14 protein-coding genes are annotated in these 14850 nt (G+C 65.8%); 11 read left to right on the top strand and 3 right to left on the bottom strand.

The genetic code is table 11. The features are described from left to right. The first annotated feature begins 73 nt into the window (after positions 1–73). From ilvD to GGR45_RS06595, 4 genes are read left to right on the top strand one after another with little or no spacing between them, the layout of a single operon-like run. Positions 74–1795 carry a dihydroxy-acid dehydratase gene (gene ilvD, locus GGR45_RS06610; RefSeq protein WP_175312124.1) on the top strand — a complete coding sequence of 574 codons (1722 nt, stop codon included), beginning with the start codon at positions 74–76 and terminating at the stop codon, positions 1793–1795. Continuing rightward, the gene (locus GGR45_RS06605) at positions 1782–2168 is read left to right on the top strand and encodes a hypothetical protein (RefSeq protein WP_246358089.1); all 387 of its coding nucleotides are present in this window, start codon (positions 1782–1784) and stop codon (positions 2166–2168) included. Before ilvD ends, GGR45_RS06605 begins: the two co-directional genes overlap by 14 nt. Next, complete coding sequence (locus GGR45_RS06600; RefSeq protein ID WP_175312126.1) at positions 2165–3547, top strand: NAD(P)H-hydrate dehydratase; 1383 nt, start codon at positions 2165–2167, stop codon at positions 3545–3547. The genes GGR45_RS06605 and GGR45_RS06600 overlap by 4 nt, the downstream gene beginning before the upstream one ends. 4 nt (positions 3548–3551) lie before the next feature. After that, positions 3552–4748, top strand: a complete 1197-nt coding sequence (locus GGR45_RS06595; RefSeq protein ID WP_175312127.1) for a class I SAM-dependent RNA methyltransferase — start codon at positions 3552–3554, stop codon at positions 4746–4748. On the opposite strand, the gene truA is transcribed toward GGR45_RS06595, so the two are convergent. Both truA and fmt read right to left on the bottom strand, forming a co-directional pair. Further along, positions 4730–5479 carry a tRNA pseudouridine(38-40) synthase TruA gene (gene truA / locus GGR45_RS06590; protein ID WP_175312128.1) on the bottom strand — a complete coding sequence of 250 codons (750 nt, stop codon included), beginning with the start codon at positions 5477–5479 and terminating at the stop codon, positions 4730–4732. The genes GGR45_RS06595 and truA overlap by 19 nt on opposite strands. Then, positions 5476–6381 carry a methionyl-tRNA formyltransferase gene (gene fmt, locus GGR45_RS06585; protein WP_175312129.1) on the bottom strand — a complete coding sequence of 302 codons (906 nt, stop codon included), beginning with the start codon at positions 6379–6381 and terminating at the stop codon, positions 5476–5478. Before fmt ends, truA begins: the two co-directional genes overlap by 4 nt. A 54-nt stretch (positions 6382–6435) precedes the next feature. Here fmt and recR point away from each other — a divergent pair, with 54 nt between their 5' ends. The 3 genes from recR to GGR45_RS06570 all read left to right on the top strand — a co-directional run bounded on the left by recR (position 6436) and on the right by GGR45_RS06570 (position 9146). Next, the gene (gene recR / locus GGR45_RS06580) at positions 6436–7032 is read left to right on the top strand and encodes a recombination mediator RecR (protein ID WP_175312130.1); all 597 of its coding nucleotides are present in this window, start codon (positions 6436–6438) and stop codon (positions 7030–7032) included. Positions 7033–7077: 45 nt separating this feature from the next. Continuing rightward, positions 7078–7599 carry a peptide deformylase gene (gene def / locus GGR45_RS06575; protein ID WP_175312131.1) on the top strand — a complete coding sequence of 174 codons (522 nt, stop codon included), beginning with the start codon at positions 7078–7080 and terminating at the stop codon, positions 7597–7599. A 92-nt stretch (positions 7600–7691) separates the two neighbouring features. Continuing rightward, positions 7692–9146 carry a DNA recombination protein RmuC gene (locus GGR45_RS06570; protein ID WP_175312132.1) on the top strand — a complete coding sequence of 485 codons (1455 nt, stop codon included), beginning with the start codon at positions 7692–7694 and terminating at the stop codon, positions 9144–9146. A gap of 300 nt (positions 9147–9446) precedes the next feature. Here the strand turns inward: GGR45_RS06570 and GGR45_RS06565 are convergent, their stop codons facing one another. Further along, positions 9447–11054, bottom strand: coding sequence for a phosphoenolpyruvate carboxykinase (locus GGR45_RS06565; protein ID WP_175312133.1), 1608 nt, complete (start codon positions 11052–11054; stop codon positions 9447–9449). Positions 11055–11264: 210 nt separating this feature from the next. On the opposite strand from GGR45_RS06565, the gene GGR45_RS06560 reads away from it, so the two are divergent. Genes GGR45_RS06560 through rapZ form a run of 4 tightly spaced genes read left to right on the top strand, consistent with a single transcriptional unit; the run spans position 11265 to position 14845 of the window. After that, positions 11265–11972 (top strand): response regulator transcription factor, encoded by a 708-nt coding sequence (locus GGR45_RS06560; protein ID WP_175312134.1) that lies wholly within the window; start codon positions 11265–11267, stop codon positions 11970–11972. Further along, on the top strand, positions 11941–13506 hold the full coding sequence (locus tag GGR45_RS06555) for a sensor histidine kinase (RefSeq protein WP_175312135.1): 1566 nt from the start codon (positions 11941–11943) through the stop codon (positions 13504–13506). The genes GGR45_RS06560 and GGR45_RS06555 overlap by 32 nt, the downstream gene beginning before the upstream one ends. Further along, positions 13503–13934, top strand: a complete 432-nt coding sequence (locus tag GGR45_RS06550; RefSeq protein ID WP_175312136.1) for an HPr kinase/phosphorylase — start codon at positions 13503–13505, stop codon at positions 13932–13934. The genes GGR45_RS06555 and GGR45_RS06550 overlap by 4 nt, the downstream gene beginning before the upstream one ends. Next, entirely contained in the window at positions 13934–14845 is a 912-nt protein-coding gene (gene rapZ / locus GGR45_RS06545) for an RNase adapter RapZ (protein WP_175312137.1), read from the top strand. The genes GGR45_RS06550 and rapZ overlap by 1 nt, the downstream gene beginning before the upstream one ends. Positions 14846–14850: the final 5 nt, after the last annotated feature.

Raw genomic sequence — 14850 nt, 5'->3', positions numbered from 1 at the left:
GAAGGCTTCAAATTCCGGGGCGTTACGAAATTTGCTTGCGTAGAGAGGTGGTCTGGCGACATAGGCCTGCGCCATGACACGCCAATTCGACAAATCTCGCTTGCCGTCTCGCCATGTTTCGGTCGGTCCTGAGCGCGCGCCGCATCGCAGCTATTATTATGCCATGGGCATCCAGGAAGAGGACATCGCCAAGCCCTTCGTGGCGCTGGCGAGTGCCGGAAACAACTCGGCTCCCTGCAATACTACGCTGGACGCACAGGCCGATGCTGCCCAGGCGGGCGTCATTCGGGGCGGCGGGATGCCGCGTCGGTTCAACACCATCACCGTGACCGACGGCATCGCCATGGGCCATCAGGGGATGAAGTCCTCGCTGGTCAGCCGCGAGGTGATCGCCGATTCGGTCGAATTGTCCGTCCGCGGCCATTGCTATGACGCGCTGGTCGGCTTCGCAGGGTGCGACAAGTCGCTGCCCGGCATGATGATGGCGATGCTGCGCCTGAACGTGCCATCGATCTTCGTTTATGGCGGCTCGATCCTGCCGGGTCGTCACCAAGATCGCGACGTGACCGTGGTCGACGTGTTCGAGGCGGTGGGCCAGCATGCGGCAGGCAACTGCCCCCTCCACGACTTGATTGCGCTCGAAAAGGTCGCCTGCCCGGGGCATGGGGCGTGCGGTGGACAGTTCACCGCCAACACTATGGCCTGCGTAGGCGAGGCGATCGGCCTGTCGCTGCCCAATAGCAACATGATGCCCGCGCCCTTTCTCGACCGTCACGGCATCGCCGAGGCAGCGGGCGAGCAGGTGATGGAGCTGATTGCACGCAATATCCGTCCGCGCGACATCTGCACCCGCGAGGCGTTCGAAAATGCCGCGCGCGTGGTGGCCGCGACCGGCGGCTCGACCAATGCCGGGCTTCACCTGCCCGCGATGGCGAACGAGGCGGGGATCGACTTCGACCTGTTCGACGTCGCCGAAATCTTCAAGACGACCCCCTATATCGCCGACCTCAAGCCCGGCGGCCGCTATGTCGCCAAGGACATGTATGAGGCGGGCGGTGTCTATATGCTGATGAAGACCCTGCTGGCGGGCGGCTTCCTGCACGGCGACTGCGTGACCGTCACCGGCAAGACGCTGGCCGAGAATATCGACGAGATCACCTGGAACCCCGACCAGAAGGTCATCTATGATGTGAAGACGCCGCTCAGCCCGACCGGCGGCGTCGTGGGTCTGCGCGGATCGCTGGCACCCGAGGGCGCGATCGTGAAGGTCGCGGGCATGAAGCGCCTCCAGTTCGAGGGGACAGCGCGCGTCTTCGATTGCGAGGAAGAAGCCTTCGCCGCCGTCGAGGGGCGCGCCATCACCGAGGGTACCGTCGTCGTCATCCGCTATGAAGGGCCGAAGGGCGGTCCGGGGATGCGCGAGATGCTGTCGACCACGGCGGCGCTTTATGGTCAGGGACTGGGCGAGAAGGTCGCGCTCATTACGGACGGACGCTTCTCGGGCGGTACACGGGGTTTCTGCATCGGCCATGTCGGACCCGAAGCCGCTGACGGTGGTCCGATCGCCCTGGTCGAAGACGGCGACACCATCCGGATCGACGCAGAGGCGGGGACGATCGACCTGATGGTCGAACCCTCGGTGCTGGATGAGCGCCGCAGCCGGTGGAGCCCGCGCGTGAACGATTACCAGTCCGGCGTGTTGTGGCGCTATGCCCAGAATGTCGGACCGGCGCATGAAGGCGCGGTCACTCATCCCGGCGCCAAGTCCGAGCGCCATGTCTATGCCGATATCTGACCCCCGGTGGCTGGTCGGCGCTCTGGCGCTGGCCGGCTGCTCGGACGGGCAGGGGGACCGACAGGCCGCAGCCCAAAATGGTCCCGCCGCCGAGCAGAAATCGGGCCTGCCGATCGACTGCGCACTCGCGGGAGCAGCCGCCTTTGCCCGCGACTGCACAGTGGAGCAATCGGGCACCGGGAATGTGGTTGTCCTGACCCTACGGCATCGCGATGGAGGGTTTCGGCGGCTTAGGGTCACGCAGGACGGTCATGGTGTCGCGGCTGCCGACGGAGCGCAGCCCGCCTCGGTATCGATCGCAGGAGACCGACAGATCGAGGTAGCGGTCGGGGGCGACCGGTATCGCCTGCCTGCCACGGTGGGAACACCGTGATCCCGATCGACGGCCTTCCCGTCCTGACCGCCGCCGAAATGCGTGCGGCGGAACTGGCCGCGATGGTCGGGGACGTGACCGAAGCCACGCTTATGGACCGTGCCGGGGCCGCCATCGCACGGGCGGTGGCCCGGCTGGCCGCGGGGCGGGAAATACTGGTCTTGTGTGGACCGGGGAATAACGGCGGCGACGGCTATATCGCGGCGGCCATGCTCAGGCGGCAGGGCCTGCCGGTCCGGGTCGCGGCGAGCGAAGCTCCCCGCAGTGACGGCGCGCGTCGTGCCGCCGCCTTGTGGGATGGAGCGGTCGAACCGCTGGTTCAGGCCAAGCCCGCGCCCATTCTGCTCGATGCCCTATTCGGCACCGGTCTGTCACGACCTCTCGACCATTCCGTACAGCAAGCGCTTTGCCGGCTCGCATCGGCGGCATGGCTGCGGATCGCGGTTGATCTGCCGAGCGGGGTGGCCACCGACGACGGAAAATTGCTGGGCGAAATGCCGCGCTTTGACGTCACGCTTGCCCTTGGGGCGGTAAAGCCATCGCATGTGCTGCAACCCGCTGCCAGCCTGATGGGGCAGGTTCGCCTGCTGGACATTGGCGTATCGACAGAATCGCAGGCGCACATTCTGGCGCGGCCGGGTTTGCCTGAGCCAAATGCGACTTCGCACAAATACAGCCGGGGCATGGTCGCGGTCGTTGCGGGCAGCATGTCCGGAGCCTCTGAGCTGGCAGCATTGGCAGCTTTGCGAGCGGGCGCGGGCTATGTGCTTCACCTTGCATCCGCAGGGCCGAGCGGCCCCGCCTCGCTCCATGCCGTCGTTCGCCGGGGCTATGCGGCCGACGCGCTGAGCGAGGAGAGGATCGGCGCGATCGTCATCGGTCCCGGTCTGGGGCGGGATGGCGATGCGTCGGAGCGGTTGAATGCGGCCCTCGTCAGCGGGCGGCCGCTGGTGGTCGACGGCGATGCGCTTCGACTCGTCCAGATCGAGGCGCTGGCCGAGCATGATGGCTCCAAGATCCTCACCCCGCATGGCGGCGAATTCACCCATTTGTTCGGTAAGACGGCGGACGACAAACTGTCCGCGACGCGCCGCGCTGCCCGGCAAAGCGGAGCGGTCGTCGTGCACAAGGGTGCCGATACGGTCATTGCCGCCCCCGATGGCCGGGCGATCCTGTGCCCTGAAGCGAGCCCTTGGCTGTCCACCGCTGGCACCGGCGACGTGCTGGCGGGGGCGATCGGCGCGATGCTGGCGGCAGGGCTGGAACCGTTCAGGGCGGCGGAAGCGGGCGTCTGGCTTCACGCCCAGGCAGCGCGGGCCTGCGGCAAGGCTTTCATCGCGGACGACTTGGCAGATGCGCTTTCCGCCGTCAGAGGCTGACCGCATGAGCGATACCATCATCCGCGTTGCCGCCCGAGGCGACGGCGTGACCGCGAACGGCCGTCACGCCGCCTTTGCCGCACCTGGCGACACCCTGTCCGCCGACGGCAGCGTCATACCTGGCCCCCATCACCAGACTCCGCCCTGCGGCCATTTCCCACGCTGCGGCGGTTGCCAGCTCCAGCATCTCGACGACGAAAGCTATGCCGGTTTCGTCACCGACCGGATCGCCTCAGCGCTCGATGCCCATGGATTGACCGCGCCGCTCCGGCCTGCGCACCTCTCGCCCTCGCACAGTCGCCGACGCGCGACGCTCCATGCCGAGGCGAAAGGTGGGCGCGTGCTGATCGGCTTTTCCGAGGAAAAAAGCCACGCCATCGTCGATATGGCCGAGTGTCATATCCTCCACCCGACGCTGTTTGCGCTGGTCGCGCCGCTTCGCGCGTTACTCCAGCGGCTGGGATTCAAGCGGCGCGGCGATGTGCATCTGGCGCTGGCCGATCAGGGCGCGGATATCCTCGTCACCAGCTTTTCGCCCGATGGGTTAGAGGCGGCGGAGACGATCATCGCCTTCTGCCAGCGGCACGGCGTCGCGCGCTTCTCGGTCGATGACGGCTTGGGGGCGGAGACGCGCTGGGAGCCGGAGCCGATAACGATCACGCTGGGTGGCGTTGGTGTGCCGCTGCCACCGGGGGCGTTCCTGCAGGCGACGGCCGATGGCGAGGCCGCTCTAGTCGCCGCCGTGCGCGAGGCGGTGGGCAATCCCCGCACCACGGCCGATCTGTTCGCGGGGCTCGGCACCTTCGCGCTCGCGCTGCCGGGCAAGGTCTATGCAGCCGAGGGCGCGCGCGACGCGATCCTGTCGCTAAAGGGCGCAGCGAACGGTGCGGGGCGTATGGTCTTTGCCGAGCATCGTGATCTCTATCGCCGTCCGTTGATGAAGACGGAACTCGACCGCTTCGACGCGATCGTCCTCGATCCGCCGCGTGCGGGCGCGCGGGATCAGGCGGATGCGTTGGCCAGCGCGGAGGTGGGCGCGGTCGCCTATGTCTCGTGCAATCCCTCCAGCTTCGCACGCGATGCCAAGGCGATGATCGATCAGGGCTGGCAGCTCGACTGGGTGCAGCCGGTGGGCCAGTTCCGCTGGTCGACCCATGTCGAACTGGCCGCGCGCTTCTCGCGTCAGCCTTCGTCCGGGTAATCCGCCCGGACAAAGAACAGCCCGTCCGACGGCGCGTTCAGCCCGAGCTGGGCGCGGTCGCGGGCGTGGAGGGCGACCTCTACATCGTCGGGGGACCAGCGGCCCATACCGACCAGCGCGAGGCACCCGACCATGGACCGAACCTGATGATGCAGGAACGAGCGGGCGGCGGCCCGGATGAACAGCCGATCCCGGACCCGCTCGACCGATAACAGGTCGAGCGTCCGCACCGGGCTGTCCGCCTGACAATGGGCCGAACGAAAGGTCGTGAAGTCGTGCCGCCCGACCAGCCGCGCCGCGGCGTCCGCCATGCCGGCCTCGTCCAAGGGTTGTGGCACCTGCCACGCCAGTCCGGCTTCATGGGTCAGCGGTGCGCGGCGGTTGACGATGCGATATTCATAGGATCGCCGGATACATGAAAAGCGCGCGTGCCAATCGGGTGCGACTTCGACGCAGTCCAGCACCGCGACGGGGGCGGGGCGCACCCGCGCATTGATCGCTTCCATCAGGCGGAACGGTGCGATGGCCTTGGCGATGTCGACATGCGCCCGCATCGCTAGGCCGTGCACGCCCGCATCGGTACGCCCGGCGGCATGGACCGCGGTGCGCTCGCCGGTGACGGCGTGGACCGCATCCTCCAGCGCTTGCTGGACGCTCGGACCATGCGACTGACGCTGCCAGCCCATGAAGGGGCGCCCGTCAAATTCGACCGTCAGCGCGAATCGCGTCAAAGCCGGGTCCCCGCCGGAATGGGAAAACCGCGCAACAGGTCGGCGGCGCTCGAAACGCCGCGCCCCGCGCGCTGGACGATGACCGGCCGAAGCGCCCCTTCGCCACAGGCTATGGTCGGCCGGTCATCCAGCACCTCGCCGGGCGCACCCCGGTCCTCGGTCAGCTCGGCGGACAATAATTTGATCCGCTCGCCCTGATATTCAAACCAGGCGCCGGGCGCGGGATGGAAAGCGCGGACTTGCCGCTCCAGTTCGATCGCGCTCTTCGTGAAGTCGAGGCGGGTTTCCGCCTTGTCGATCTTGGTGGCATAGGTGATGCCTTCGACGGGCTGGGGTCGCGGCGGATAGCGAGCTGGGTCGGCCAGCACCTTGACCATCAGTTCCGCCCCCATCGCGGCCAGTTCCTCGGTCAGTTCGCTCGTCGTCTTGCGCCCGATCGAAGTCGAGCCCTCCAGCCGAACCGGCCCGGTGTCGAGCCCGGCTTCCATCTGCATGATGCCGACCCCCGTCACCACGTCACCGGCCAGAATCGCCCGCTGGATCGGCGCGGCGCCGCGCCAGCGTGGCAATAGCGAGCCATGCACGTTCAGGCATCCCAGGCGAGGCGCGTCGAGTATCGGCTGCGGAAGGATCAGGCCATAAGCGGCGACCACCGCGACATCCGCCTCGAATTCGGCAAACTGCGCCTGTTCCTCGGCCGAGCGCAGCGACACCGGCGTCATCACCGTTATGCCCAATTCTTCCGCCCTCTGCTGCACCGGCGACGGCACTAGCTGCCGCCCGCGCCGTCCGCCGGGACGCGGCGGCTGGCTGTAGCTGGCGACGACCTGATGCCCGGCCTCGACCAGCGCTTGCAGAACCGGGACGGCAAAGCCCGGCGTACCCATGAAGATGATCCGCATCCCAACGCCTCTCTGCGCTGGCGGGACGGCGCGCAACCCCCTATCTGTTTCCACATGGCATCCCCCGAAATCGAGGCGCTGACCCAGGCGCTGTCGCGTATTCCTGGCCTTGGCCCCCGATCGGCACGTCGCGCGGTCCTGCATCTGTTGAAGAAACGGGAAGCGGCACTGGTGCCGCTGCTGACCGCGCTCGGGGCGGTCGAAGAACGGCTGGAGACCTGTTCGACCTGCGGCAATATCGACACGGCCAATCCGTGCGCGATTTGCGCCGACCCCCGGCGGGACGCGGGTGCGCTCTGCGTCGTGGAGGAGGTCGCCGACCTTTGGGCGCTGGAGCGGTCGCGGCTGTTCCCGGGACGCTTCCATGTGCTGGGCGGGCGGCTATCCGCGTTGGAAGGGGTGCGGCCCGAAGATCTGACCATCGACGCCCTCGTTCGGCGGATAGAGGGAGGCGGAGTGGATGAGGTCGTGCTGGCGATGAACGCCACGCTGGAGGGGCAGACCACCGCCCATTACCTTGCCGAACGGATCGAGCGCTTTCCGGTGCGCGTGACGCAACTCGCCCATGGGCTGCCGGTCGGTGGCGAGCTGGATTATCTCGATGAAGGCACGCTGGCCCAGGCCTTGCGCGCGCGGCGGCCGGTCGTCTGATCGGCCCGCTTGACGGTTCGAGCCCCTGACCGTAGCGAAACCGTTATGGCCATTCTCTCGATCGTCGAAGTTCCCGACCCCCGCCTGCGTCTTGTCTCGAAACCCGTGGAGACGGTGGACGACAGCGTTCGTCAGCTCATCTCCGACATGATCGAGACGATGTATGACGCGCATGGGATCGGCCTGGCCGCGATCCAGGTCGGCGTCGATCAGCGTATCCTCGTCATCGACCTTCAGGAAGAAGAGGACGAGGAAGGCAAGCCGGTCAAGAACCCCAAGGCTTATATCAATCCCGAAATCCTGTCGGTGAGCGAAGAGCTGTCGACCTATAACGAAGGCTGCCTGTCGATCCCCGAGCAATATGCCGAGGTGAAGCGGCCGGCCGCCTGCCGCGTGAAGTGGCTGGACGAAAAGGGCGATGCGCATGAGGCCGAACTCGACGGTCTGCTCGCCACCTGTATGCAGCACGAGATCGACCATCTGAACGGCGTGCTGTTCATCGATCATGTCAGCCGGTTGAAGCGCGACATGCTGATGCGCAAGTTGAACAAGATCCGGAAGGGCTGACCTTTCCCGACCAGGCCGGTCGAATGGCCTTGTTCGACCGGCTTCGTTCGTTCTATGTTCCGACCTGTCCTACTGTCTGACAGGTTTTTCCAATGCCGGAATTGATCGCCGTTGCCCTGCTCGCCCTCTTATTGGGGGGTGTTGTCGGCTGGCTGGCCGCGCGGCGAAAGGCCGATGGGTTGGCCGCCGAACTGGCGACCGCCACGACCCGCGCGGCGGAGGTCGAGCCGCTGCGGGCGGCCCGGGACGCCGCCGAACGCGACCGGAGCGAGGCGCTGCAGGCGCTGGCCGAACTGCGCGGACGCGCCGCCGATCTCGATGTCATCCGCGCGGCGCGCGATGCCGTCGAGGCGGAGCGCAACGCTGCGCATCGCGAGCTGGCCGAGCAGCGGGCACGGGCGCAGGAGCGCGAAACGGCCTATGCCCAGACGCTGGAGGCGCTGGGGCAGGCACGCGAGCAGATCAATGCCCAATTCGGCGAAGCGGCAGCGCGCGCGCTGGAAGTCGCTCAGCGCCAGTTTCTCGAGCGTGCCGAGGCGCGCTTCCGCCAGTCCGAGGAGGCGTCCGGCCAGACGCTCAAGGCGTTGCTCGACCCGGTTCATCAGCGGCTCCAGCGCTATGAGGAAGGCGTTCGCAAGGTAGAGGATGAGCGCCGCGACGCATTCGGCGAACTGAAGGGACAGATCGAGGCGATGCGGATCGGGCAGGAGCGCGTTTCGGGCGAGGCGGCCAAGCTCGTTAACGCGCTGCGCAACGCTCCCAAGGCTCGCGGACGCTGGGGCGAGCAGCAACTCCGCAACGTGCTGGAGAGCTGCGGCCTCTCCGAACATGCCGATTTCCAGACCGAGGTCAGCGTTGACGATGGCGAGGGCGGCCGCCTGCGCCCCGACGCGATCATACGCGTGCCCGGCGGCAAGGCGCTGGTCATCGATGCCAAGGTGTCGCTCAACGACTATCAGGATGCGTTCGGCGCGGTCGACGAGCCCGAACGGCAGCTAGGTCTGGCGCGCCATGCCGCGGCGATGCGCGCGCACGTCAATGGCCTCGGCAACAAGAGCTATTGGAACCAGTTCGAAGACGCGCCGGACTATGTCATCATGTTCGTGCCCGGCGAACATTTCCTGTCGGCGGCGCTTGAGAATGACCCGACGCTCTGGGATTTCGCCTTCGAGAAGCGCGTGCTGCTGGCGACTCCGACCAACCTGATTGCGATCGCACGCACGGTGGCGGCGGTCTGGCGGCAGGAAAAGCTGGCGCAGGAAGCGCGACAGATCGGAGCATTGGGCAAGGAACTCTACGCCCGGCTCGCGGTGATGGGCGGTCATGTGTCCAGGCTGGGCAAGAATCTCGATACCGCGATGACCGCGTACAATGCCTTTGTCGGTAGCCTGGAAAGCCAGGTGCTGACCAGCGCCCGCCGTTTCGAGACGCTCAATATCGATACGGGCGGCAAGAGCATCGATTCGCCGCCGCTGGGCGAACAGGCGGTGCGACCGCTGACCAAGTTGATGCCGGCTGCGGACGTTGCCGAGACTGAGGCGGAGTAAGGTTTTCAGCCAGAAGGCGGGAAGCGGCGAACGTCAGCCGATAGGGGCGGCGCGTTGTTTTGAGCCGCGCAACGTTTTGAAGCTACCGCTTCAAAAGGCTTATCTCGCAATGGGCTTTGGTCAACCTATGCGCCTCACCCCGGCGAAGGCCGGGGTCCAGTTGCCAAGTGCCTGGAGCGGTTGTCGGCATCAACTAAACTGGATCCCGGCCTTCGCCGGGAGGGTTGTCGTGTGCTGATGATCTTGGAGACCAGCTGAAATGAAGAGGGGAGGCGTTCGACTGGAACGCCTCCCATATCGTCAGGCTGCGACCGTACCCTTCGGCGCAGCGGCGCGGACGCCTTCGTCGACATGGTCGGCGAACTGTTTGAAGTTCTCGTTGAACAGATCGACGAGCTTGGCCGCCGTCGCGTCATAGGCCGTCTTGTCCGCCCAGGTGTCGCGCGGGTTCAGGATCGCCGTATCGACGCCGGGGACCGAGGCCGGAACCTGGAAGCCGAAATTCGGGTCGGTTCGAAACTCGACCTGGTTGAGGCTGCCGTCCAGCGCAGCGTTGAGCAGCGCGCGGGTCGCCTTGATTGGCATACGATGGCCGACGCCATATTTGCCGCCGGTCCAGCCGGTGTTGACCAGCCAGCAATCGACCCCGCCCTTGGCGATCCGCTCCTTCAGCAGGTTGCCATAGACCGACGGATGGCGCGGCATGAAGGGCGCACCGAAACAGGTGGAGAAGGTCGCGTCCGGTTCGGTCACGCCGATCTCGGTACCCGCCACGCGTGCCGTATAGCCCGACAGGAAGTGGTACATGGCCTGTTCGGGCGTCAGCTTGGCGATCGGCGGCAGGATGCCGTAAGCGTCCGCCGTCAGCATGACGATGTTGCGCGGCACGCCCCCCATATTGTCCTTCGACGCATTGGGGATGAAGTCGATCGGGTACGCACCCCGGCTGTTCTCGGCCAGGCTGTTGTCGTTCAGGTCGAGCTGGCGCGTGACCGGATCCATCACGACGTTTTCCAGCACCGTGCCGAAGCGCTTGGTCGTGGCGAAGATTTCGGGCTCCGCCTCGGGCGACAGGCGGATCATCTTGGCATAACAGCCGCCCTCGAAATTGAAGACCGCCGTGTCCGACCAGCCATGTTCGTCGTCACCGATCAGGGTGCGGCTGGCATCGGCCGACAGCGTGGTCTTGCCGGTTCCCGACAGGCCGAAGAACACCGCGGTCGAACCGTCCGCGCCCATGTTCGCTGAACAGTGCATCGGCATCACGCCTGTCGTCGGCAGGAGATAGTTGAGCAGGCCGAAGACCGACTTCTTCATCTCGCCAGCATAGCGCGTGCCGCCGATCAGGATCAGCTTCTCGGTCATGTTGACCGCAATCACCGTCGACGAGCGGCAGCCGTGACGCGCGGGGTCGGCGCGGAAGCTCGGCAGGTCGATGATGGTGTATTCAGCGGCGAACTTGCGCAGCTCATGCTCTTCGGGACGGACCAGCATCGTACGGATGAACAGATTGTGCCAGGCCAGCTCGGTCACGACGCGCACGCGAACGCGGTGTTCCGGCTGCGATCCGCCATACAAGTCCTGAACGAACAGATCTTCCTTCTGGCCGAGCGCGGCGAAGAAATCAGCCTTCAGCGCGGCGAAATCATCGGGGCTCATCGGCTTGTTGGTCTTGCCCCACCAGACGGTGTCGCGGGTTTCGTCGTCGCGGACCATGAACTTGTCCTGCGCCGAGCGGCCGGTATGCTCGCCGGTTTCGACGACCAGCGGGCCATCGGCAGACAGCTTGCCCTCACCACGGGCGACGGCCGTTTCGATCAGCCGTGCGGTAACGAGATTCCAGTGCAAGGTGGCGCGCGTTTCGATGCCCTGCGCCTGCAAACCAATCTCGGGAATCCGTTCGTTCATAGGAGCTTCCTCGTTCCCCAAAGGTGCCGGATCGCGATGGCCCGGCGTTGTTGTACCGCACGATAGGACGTGCGCGATCAGTCTTTCATAGCCTGTTTGTTAAACACGTCAAACACCGCTTTTCGCGAAGACGGTTGAGCCGTGTCCCGGTTTAGCCTAACCGATGGCCATGGCGGTTCCTTCGCATGAGACGGGTCTGAGGTTGATCGCATGACCGCAACTATTGCGTTGGTCGATGACGACCGGAACATCCTGACCTCCGTGTCGATCGCGCTTCAGGCCGAGGGGTTCGTGACCCGCGTCTATGCGGACGGCGAGGCGGCGTTGAAGGCGCTGGTCGATAACCCGCCGGACCTGGCAATCTTCGACATCAAGATGCCGCGTATGGACGGGCTGGAGCTGCTCCGCCGTCTGCGCGAGAAGAGCCAGATCCCGGTTATTTTCCTGACGAGCAAGGACGATGAGCTGGACGAGGCGCTGGGTCTTGCAATGGGCGCGGACGATTATATCGCCAAGCCATTCTCGCAGCGGCTGCTGATCGCCCGTATCCGCGCCATTTTGCGGCGATCGGAATATGTCGGCACGCCGCAAGGCACGCCCGCCGCCGAAGTGCAGGGGCCGCTGACGCGCGGCGCGCTGGCGATGGACCCCGCCCGGCATCGGGTGACATGGAAGGGCGAGCCGGTCACGCTGACCGTCACCGAGTTTCTGATCCTGGAAACGCTGGCGCAGCGCCCCGGCATCGTGCGCACCCGCAATCAGCTGATGGATGCCGCCTATCAGGACGACATCTATGTCGATGATCGGACGATCGACAGCCATATCAAGCGTCTCCGGCGTAAGTTCCGGCAGGTAGACCCCGAATTCGACGCCATCGAGACGCTCTATGGCGCCGGCTACCGATTCTCCGAGGAGTGAAGCCCCCGACCTGGCGTTGCGCTGGTCGGGCCAGATCTCGCTGACGCAGCGGATTCTGGCGCTGAACATCTTTGCGCTGCTGCTGTTGGCGGGCGGGTTTTTCTATCTCGACTCCTACCGTGCCCGGTTGCTCGACAACCGGGTTGCGCAGTCGCTGCGCGAGGTGCGGCTGATGGGAGAGGCGCTGACCTCGGTGCGCAGCGAGGAGCGCGACGTGCTGGTCATGCGGCTGGCACGCGATACTGGCGGGCGTATCAGGCTGTTCGATGCGGGGGGGCGACTGATGGCCGACAGCCGCGCGCTGGGCATTCGCAACGTGGTGCTGCGCGATCCGGACAAGCAGGATTGGGGGCAGGCGATTGCCCGTTTCCTCGATGCCGGGATCGACACGGTTGTCGGCGCGGCCCGTCCGCCGCTCTACCGTGAGCGTCGCGGGGGCGCGGAATGGCCCGATGTCCGCGAGGCCCGGGACGGACGCGTTTCCGGCTCCGTCTGGCGCGCCCCTGACCGTACGCCCGTCATCACCGCGGCTGCTCCGCTGCCCAGTGGCGGGGCGATCATGGCGACCGAAAATGCCCGCTTCATCACCGAGACCGTGCGCATCGAGCGGTTCCGGTTGGGTGTGCTGCTGGCGCTGGTGGCGCTCATTTCCGTTCTGCTGTCGTTGTTCCTCGCGCGCACCATCGTCCGGCCGCTGCGGAGGCTCGCGCGAGCGGCGGTGCGAGTCCGGCTGGGCCGGGCGCGCGAAGTGGTGGTGCCGCGTCTGCCCGATCGGCGTGACGAGCTGGGAATGCTGGCGCGCGCACTGTCCGATATGAGCCTGGCGTTGCGCGCGCGGATCGACGCGACCGAGGCCTTTGCGGCGGACGTGACGCATGAGCTGAAGAACCCGCTTGCTTCTCTCCGCTCCGCCGTCGACACGCTGGAGACGATCCACGACCCGGCGCTCCAGGCGCAGTTGCTGGCGATCGTTCGCGACGATGTGCGGCGGCTCGACCGGCTCATCACCGATATCTCCGACGCCTCGCGACTTGATGCACAGCTCAGCCGGGCCAAATTCGATCCGGTCGATCTGAACGCGCTGATCGCCGGACTGATCGCGCAGCGAGAGGCGCGTGGGGTCGAACGGGATATCCGCCTCCTCTTCGATTCGACCGAGCCGGGCCAGGCGATGGTGTCGGGCGAGGGCGCGCGGCTCGAACGGGTTTTTGAAAATCTGATCGACAATGCGCTGTCCTTCTCTCCGGACGAGGCGGTGGTGGCGATCAGCTTGGCGCGCGAGCCGGAAGACTGGGTCGTGCGGGTCGAGGATGAGGGACCCGGCGTGCCGGAGGAGGCGCGCGAGACCATCTTCCGCCGCTTTCATTCGATCCGCCCAAGCTCAGAGAATTTCGGGCGTCACTCGGGACTTGGCCTCGCCATCGCCCGGACCATCGTCGAAGCGCATCAGGGGCGGATCCACGTCGAATCACGCGAGGATCGGATGAGCGGCGCGCGCTTCGTCGTCCGCCTGCCGCTGGCTGCGATCGCATGACGGGGGCGCTGATCCATGCCACCTGTGTCCTGATGGGGGATATGGGGGTTATGCTGCGCGGTCCTTCGGGGTGCGGTAAATCCGATTTGGCCCTTCGGCTGATCGATCGGGGGGCGATGCTGATCGGCGACGATTATGTCGAAGCGGAAGTCATCGATGGCAGCCTGCGCGTCACGGTGCCGGACCGGATCGCCGGACTGATCGAGGTGCGCGGCGTCGGCATCATGCCTGCGCCGTACCGCGCGAGCGCGACCATCCGCCTCGTCATCGAATTGGGTGTCGAGCCGGACATCGAGGAGCGTCTGCCCGAGCCACGCCAGACCGTGATCGCGGGCGTGCGCATCCCTATCTATAGGCTCAACCCTTTTCCGGCCTCGGCCCCGATCAAGGTCGAATTGCTGGCGTCGCGCCTGAAGGAATTGCCGTGATGGATCGAAAACGCATTTTGCTGGTGACCGGCATGTCCGGCGCCGGCACCTCGACCACGCTCAAGACGCTGGAGGATCTCGGCTGGGAGGTGGTCGACAATCTGCCGCTCTTCCTGCTGAACGGCTTGCTCGAAGCCGCTCCGCCCAAGGGCATGGAAGGCAAGAACCGGCCGCTGGCGATCAGTATCGGCGTACGCACTCGCGACTTCGCCCCCGAACAGATCACGCAGAGCATCAGGCGGCTGAACGAAAGTCCCAATCTGGCTATCGAGACGCTGTTCCTGAACTGCGGCGGCGCGGAATTGAAGCGGCGCTATGCCGAGACCCGCCATCGCCATCCACTCGCGGCGGATCGGGCCGCTGATGACGGGATCGCGCATGAACGCGCGTTGCTGGCACCTGTTCGCGACATGGCCGATCGGCTGCTCGACACGACGAACATGACCAGCAACGATCTGGGGCAATGGCTGCGCGCCAATTATGCCGTCGAGGGACTGAGCGAGCCGGTGCTGACCGTCATGTCGTTCGGCTTTTCCAAGGGGCTGCCGCGAAACGCCGACCTCGTCTTCGACATGCGGTTCCTGCGCAATCCGCACTGGTCGGCGGAATTGCGACCGGGCACCGGGTTGGACAAGGGCGTCATCGACTATATCCGCCACGATCCCGCTTACGACGCCGCCCTGGCTCAGATCGAGACGCTGCTCGACACGCTGGTCCCGCGTTACATCGCAAGTGGAAAATCCTATATCACCATCGCGATCGGCTGTACCGGAGGGAGACATAGGTCGGTTCATGTCGCCGAACGGATCGCGGGACGGTTGCGCCAGAGCGGTTTTTCCCCCACGGTGGTGCATCGTGATTTGAGTGCCGTGCCGAAAGACTCACTGGAAGCCGGGCCGGCCAAGCAATGATGGAT

Source organism: Sphingomonas zeae (genome assembly GCF_014197135.1).
Classification (GTDB): domain Bacteria; phylum Pseudomonadota; class Alphaproteobacteria; order Sphingomonadales; family Sphingomonadaceae; genus Sphingomonas; species Sphingomonas zeae.
This window is presented reverse-complemented; position numbering and strand designations above follow the sequence as displayed.

Excerpts from the sequence above, each read along its gene's own strand:
- fmt (WP_175312129.1), bottom strand. The coding sequence starts at position 6,381 with ATGCGGATCATCTTCATGGGTACGCCGGGCTTTGCCGTCCCGGTTCTG.
- def (WP_175312131.1), top strand. The coding sequence starts at position 7,078 with ATGGCCATTCTCTCGATCGTCGAAGTTCCCGACCCCCGCCTGCGTCTT.
- GGR45_RS06605 (WP_246358089.1), top strand. The coding sequence starts at position 1,782 with ATGCCGATATCTGACCCCCGGTGGCTGGTCGGCGCTCTGGCGCTGGCC.
- GGR45_RS06570 (WP_175312132.1), top strand. The coding sequence starts at position 7,692 with ATGCCGGAATTGATCGCCGTTGCCCTGCTCGCCCTCTTATTGGGGGGT.
- GGR45_RS06550 (WP_175312136.1), top strand. The coding sequence starts at position 13,503 with ATGACGGGGGCGCTGATCCATGCCACCTGTGTCCTGATGGGGGATATG.
- recR (WP_175312130.1), top strand. The coding sequence starts at position 6,436 with ATGGCATCCCCCGAAATCGAGGCGCTGACCCAGGCGCTGTCGCGTATT.
- rapZ (WP_175312137.1), top strand. The coding sequence starts at position 13,934 with ATGGATCGAAAACGCATTTTGCTGGTGACCGGCATGTCCGGCGCCGGC.
- ilvD (WP_175312124.1), top strand. The coding sequence starts at position 74 with ATGACACGCCAATTCGACAAATCTCGCTTGCCGTCTCGCCATGTTTCG.
- GGR45_RS06555 (WP_175312135.1), top strand. The coding sequence starts at position 11,941 with ATGGCGCCGGCTACCGATTCTCCGAGGAGTGAAGCCCCCGACCTGGCG.
- GGR45_RS06560 (WP_175312134.1), top strand. The coding sequence starts at position 11,265 with ATGACCGCAACTATTGCGTTGGTCGATGACGACCGGAACATCCTGACC.
- GGR45_RS06565 (WP_175312133.1), bottom strand. The coding sequence starts at position 11,054 with ATGAACGAACGGATTCCCGAGATTGGTTTGCAGGCGCAGGGCATCGAA.
- GGR45_RS06595 (WP_175312127.1), top strand. The coding sequence starts at position 3,552 with ATGAGCGATACCATCATCCGCGTTGCCGCCCGAGGCGACGGCGTGACC.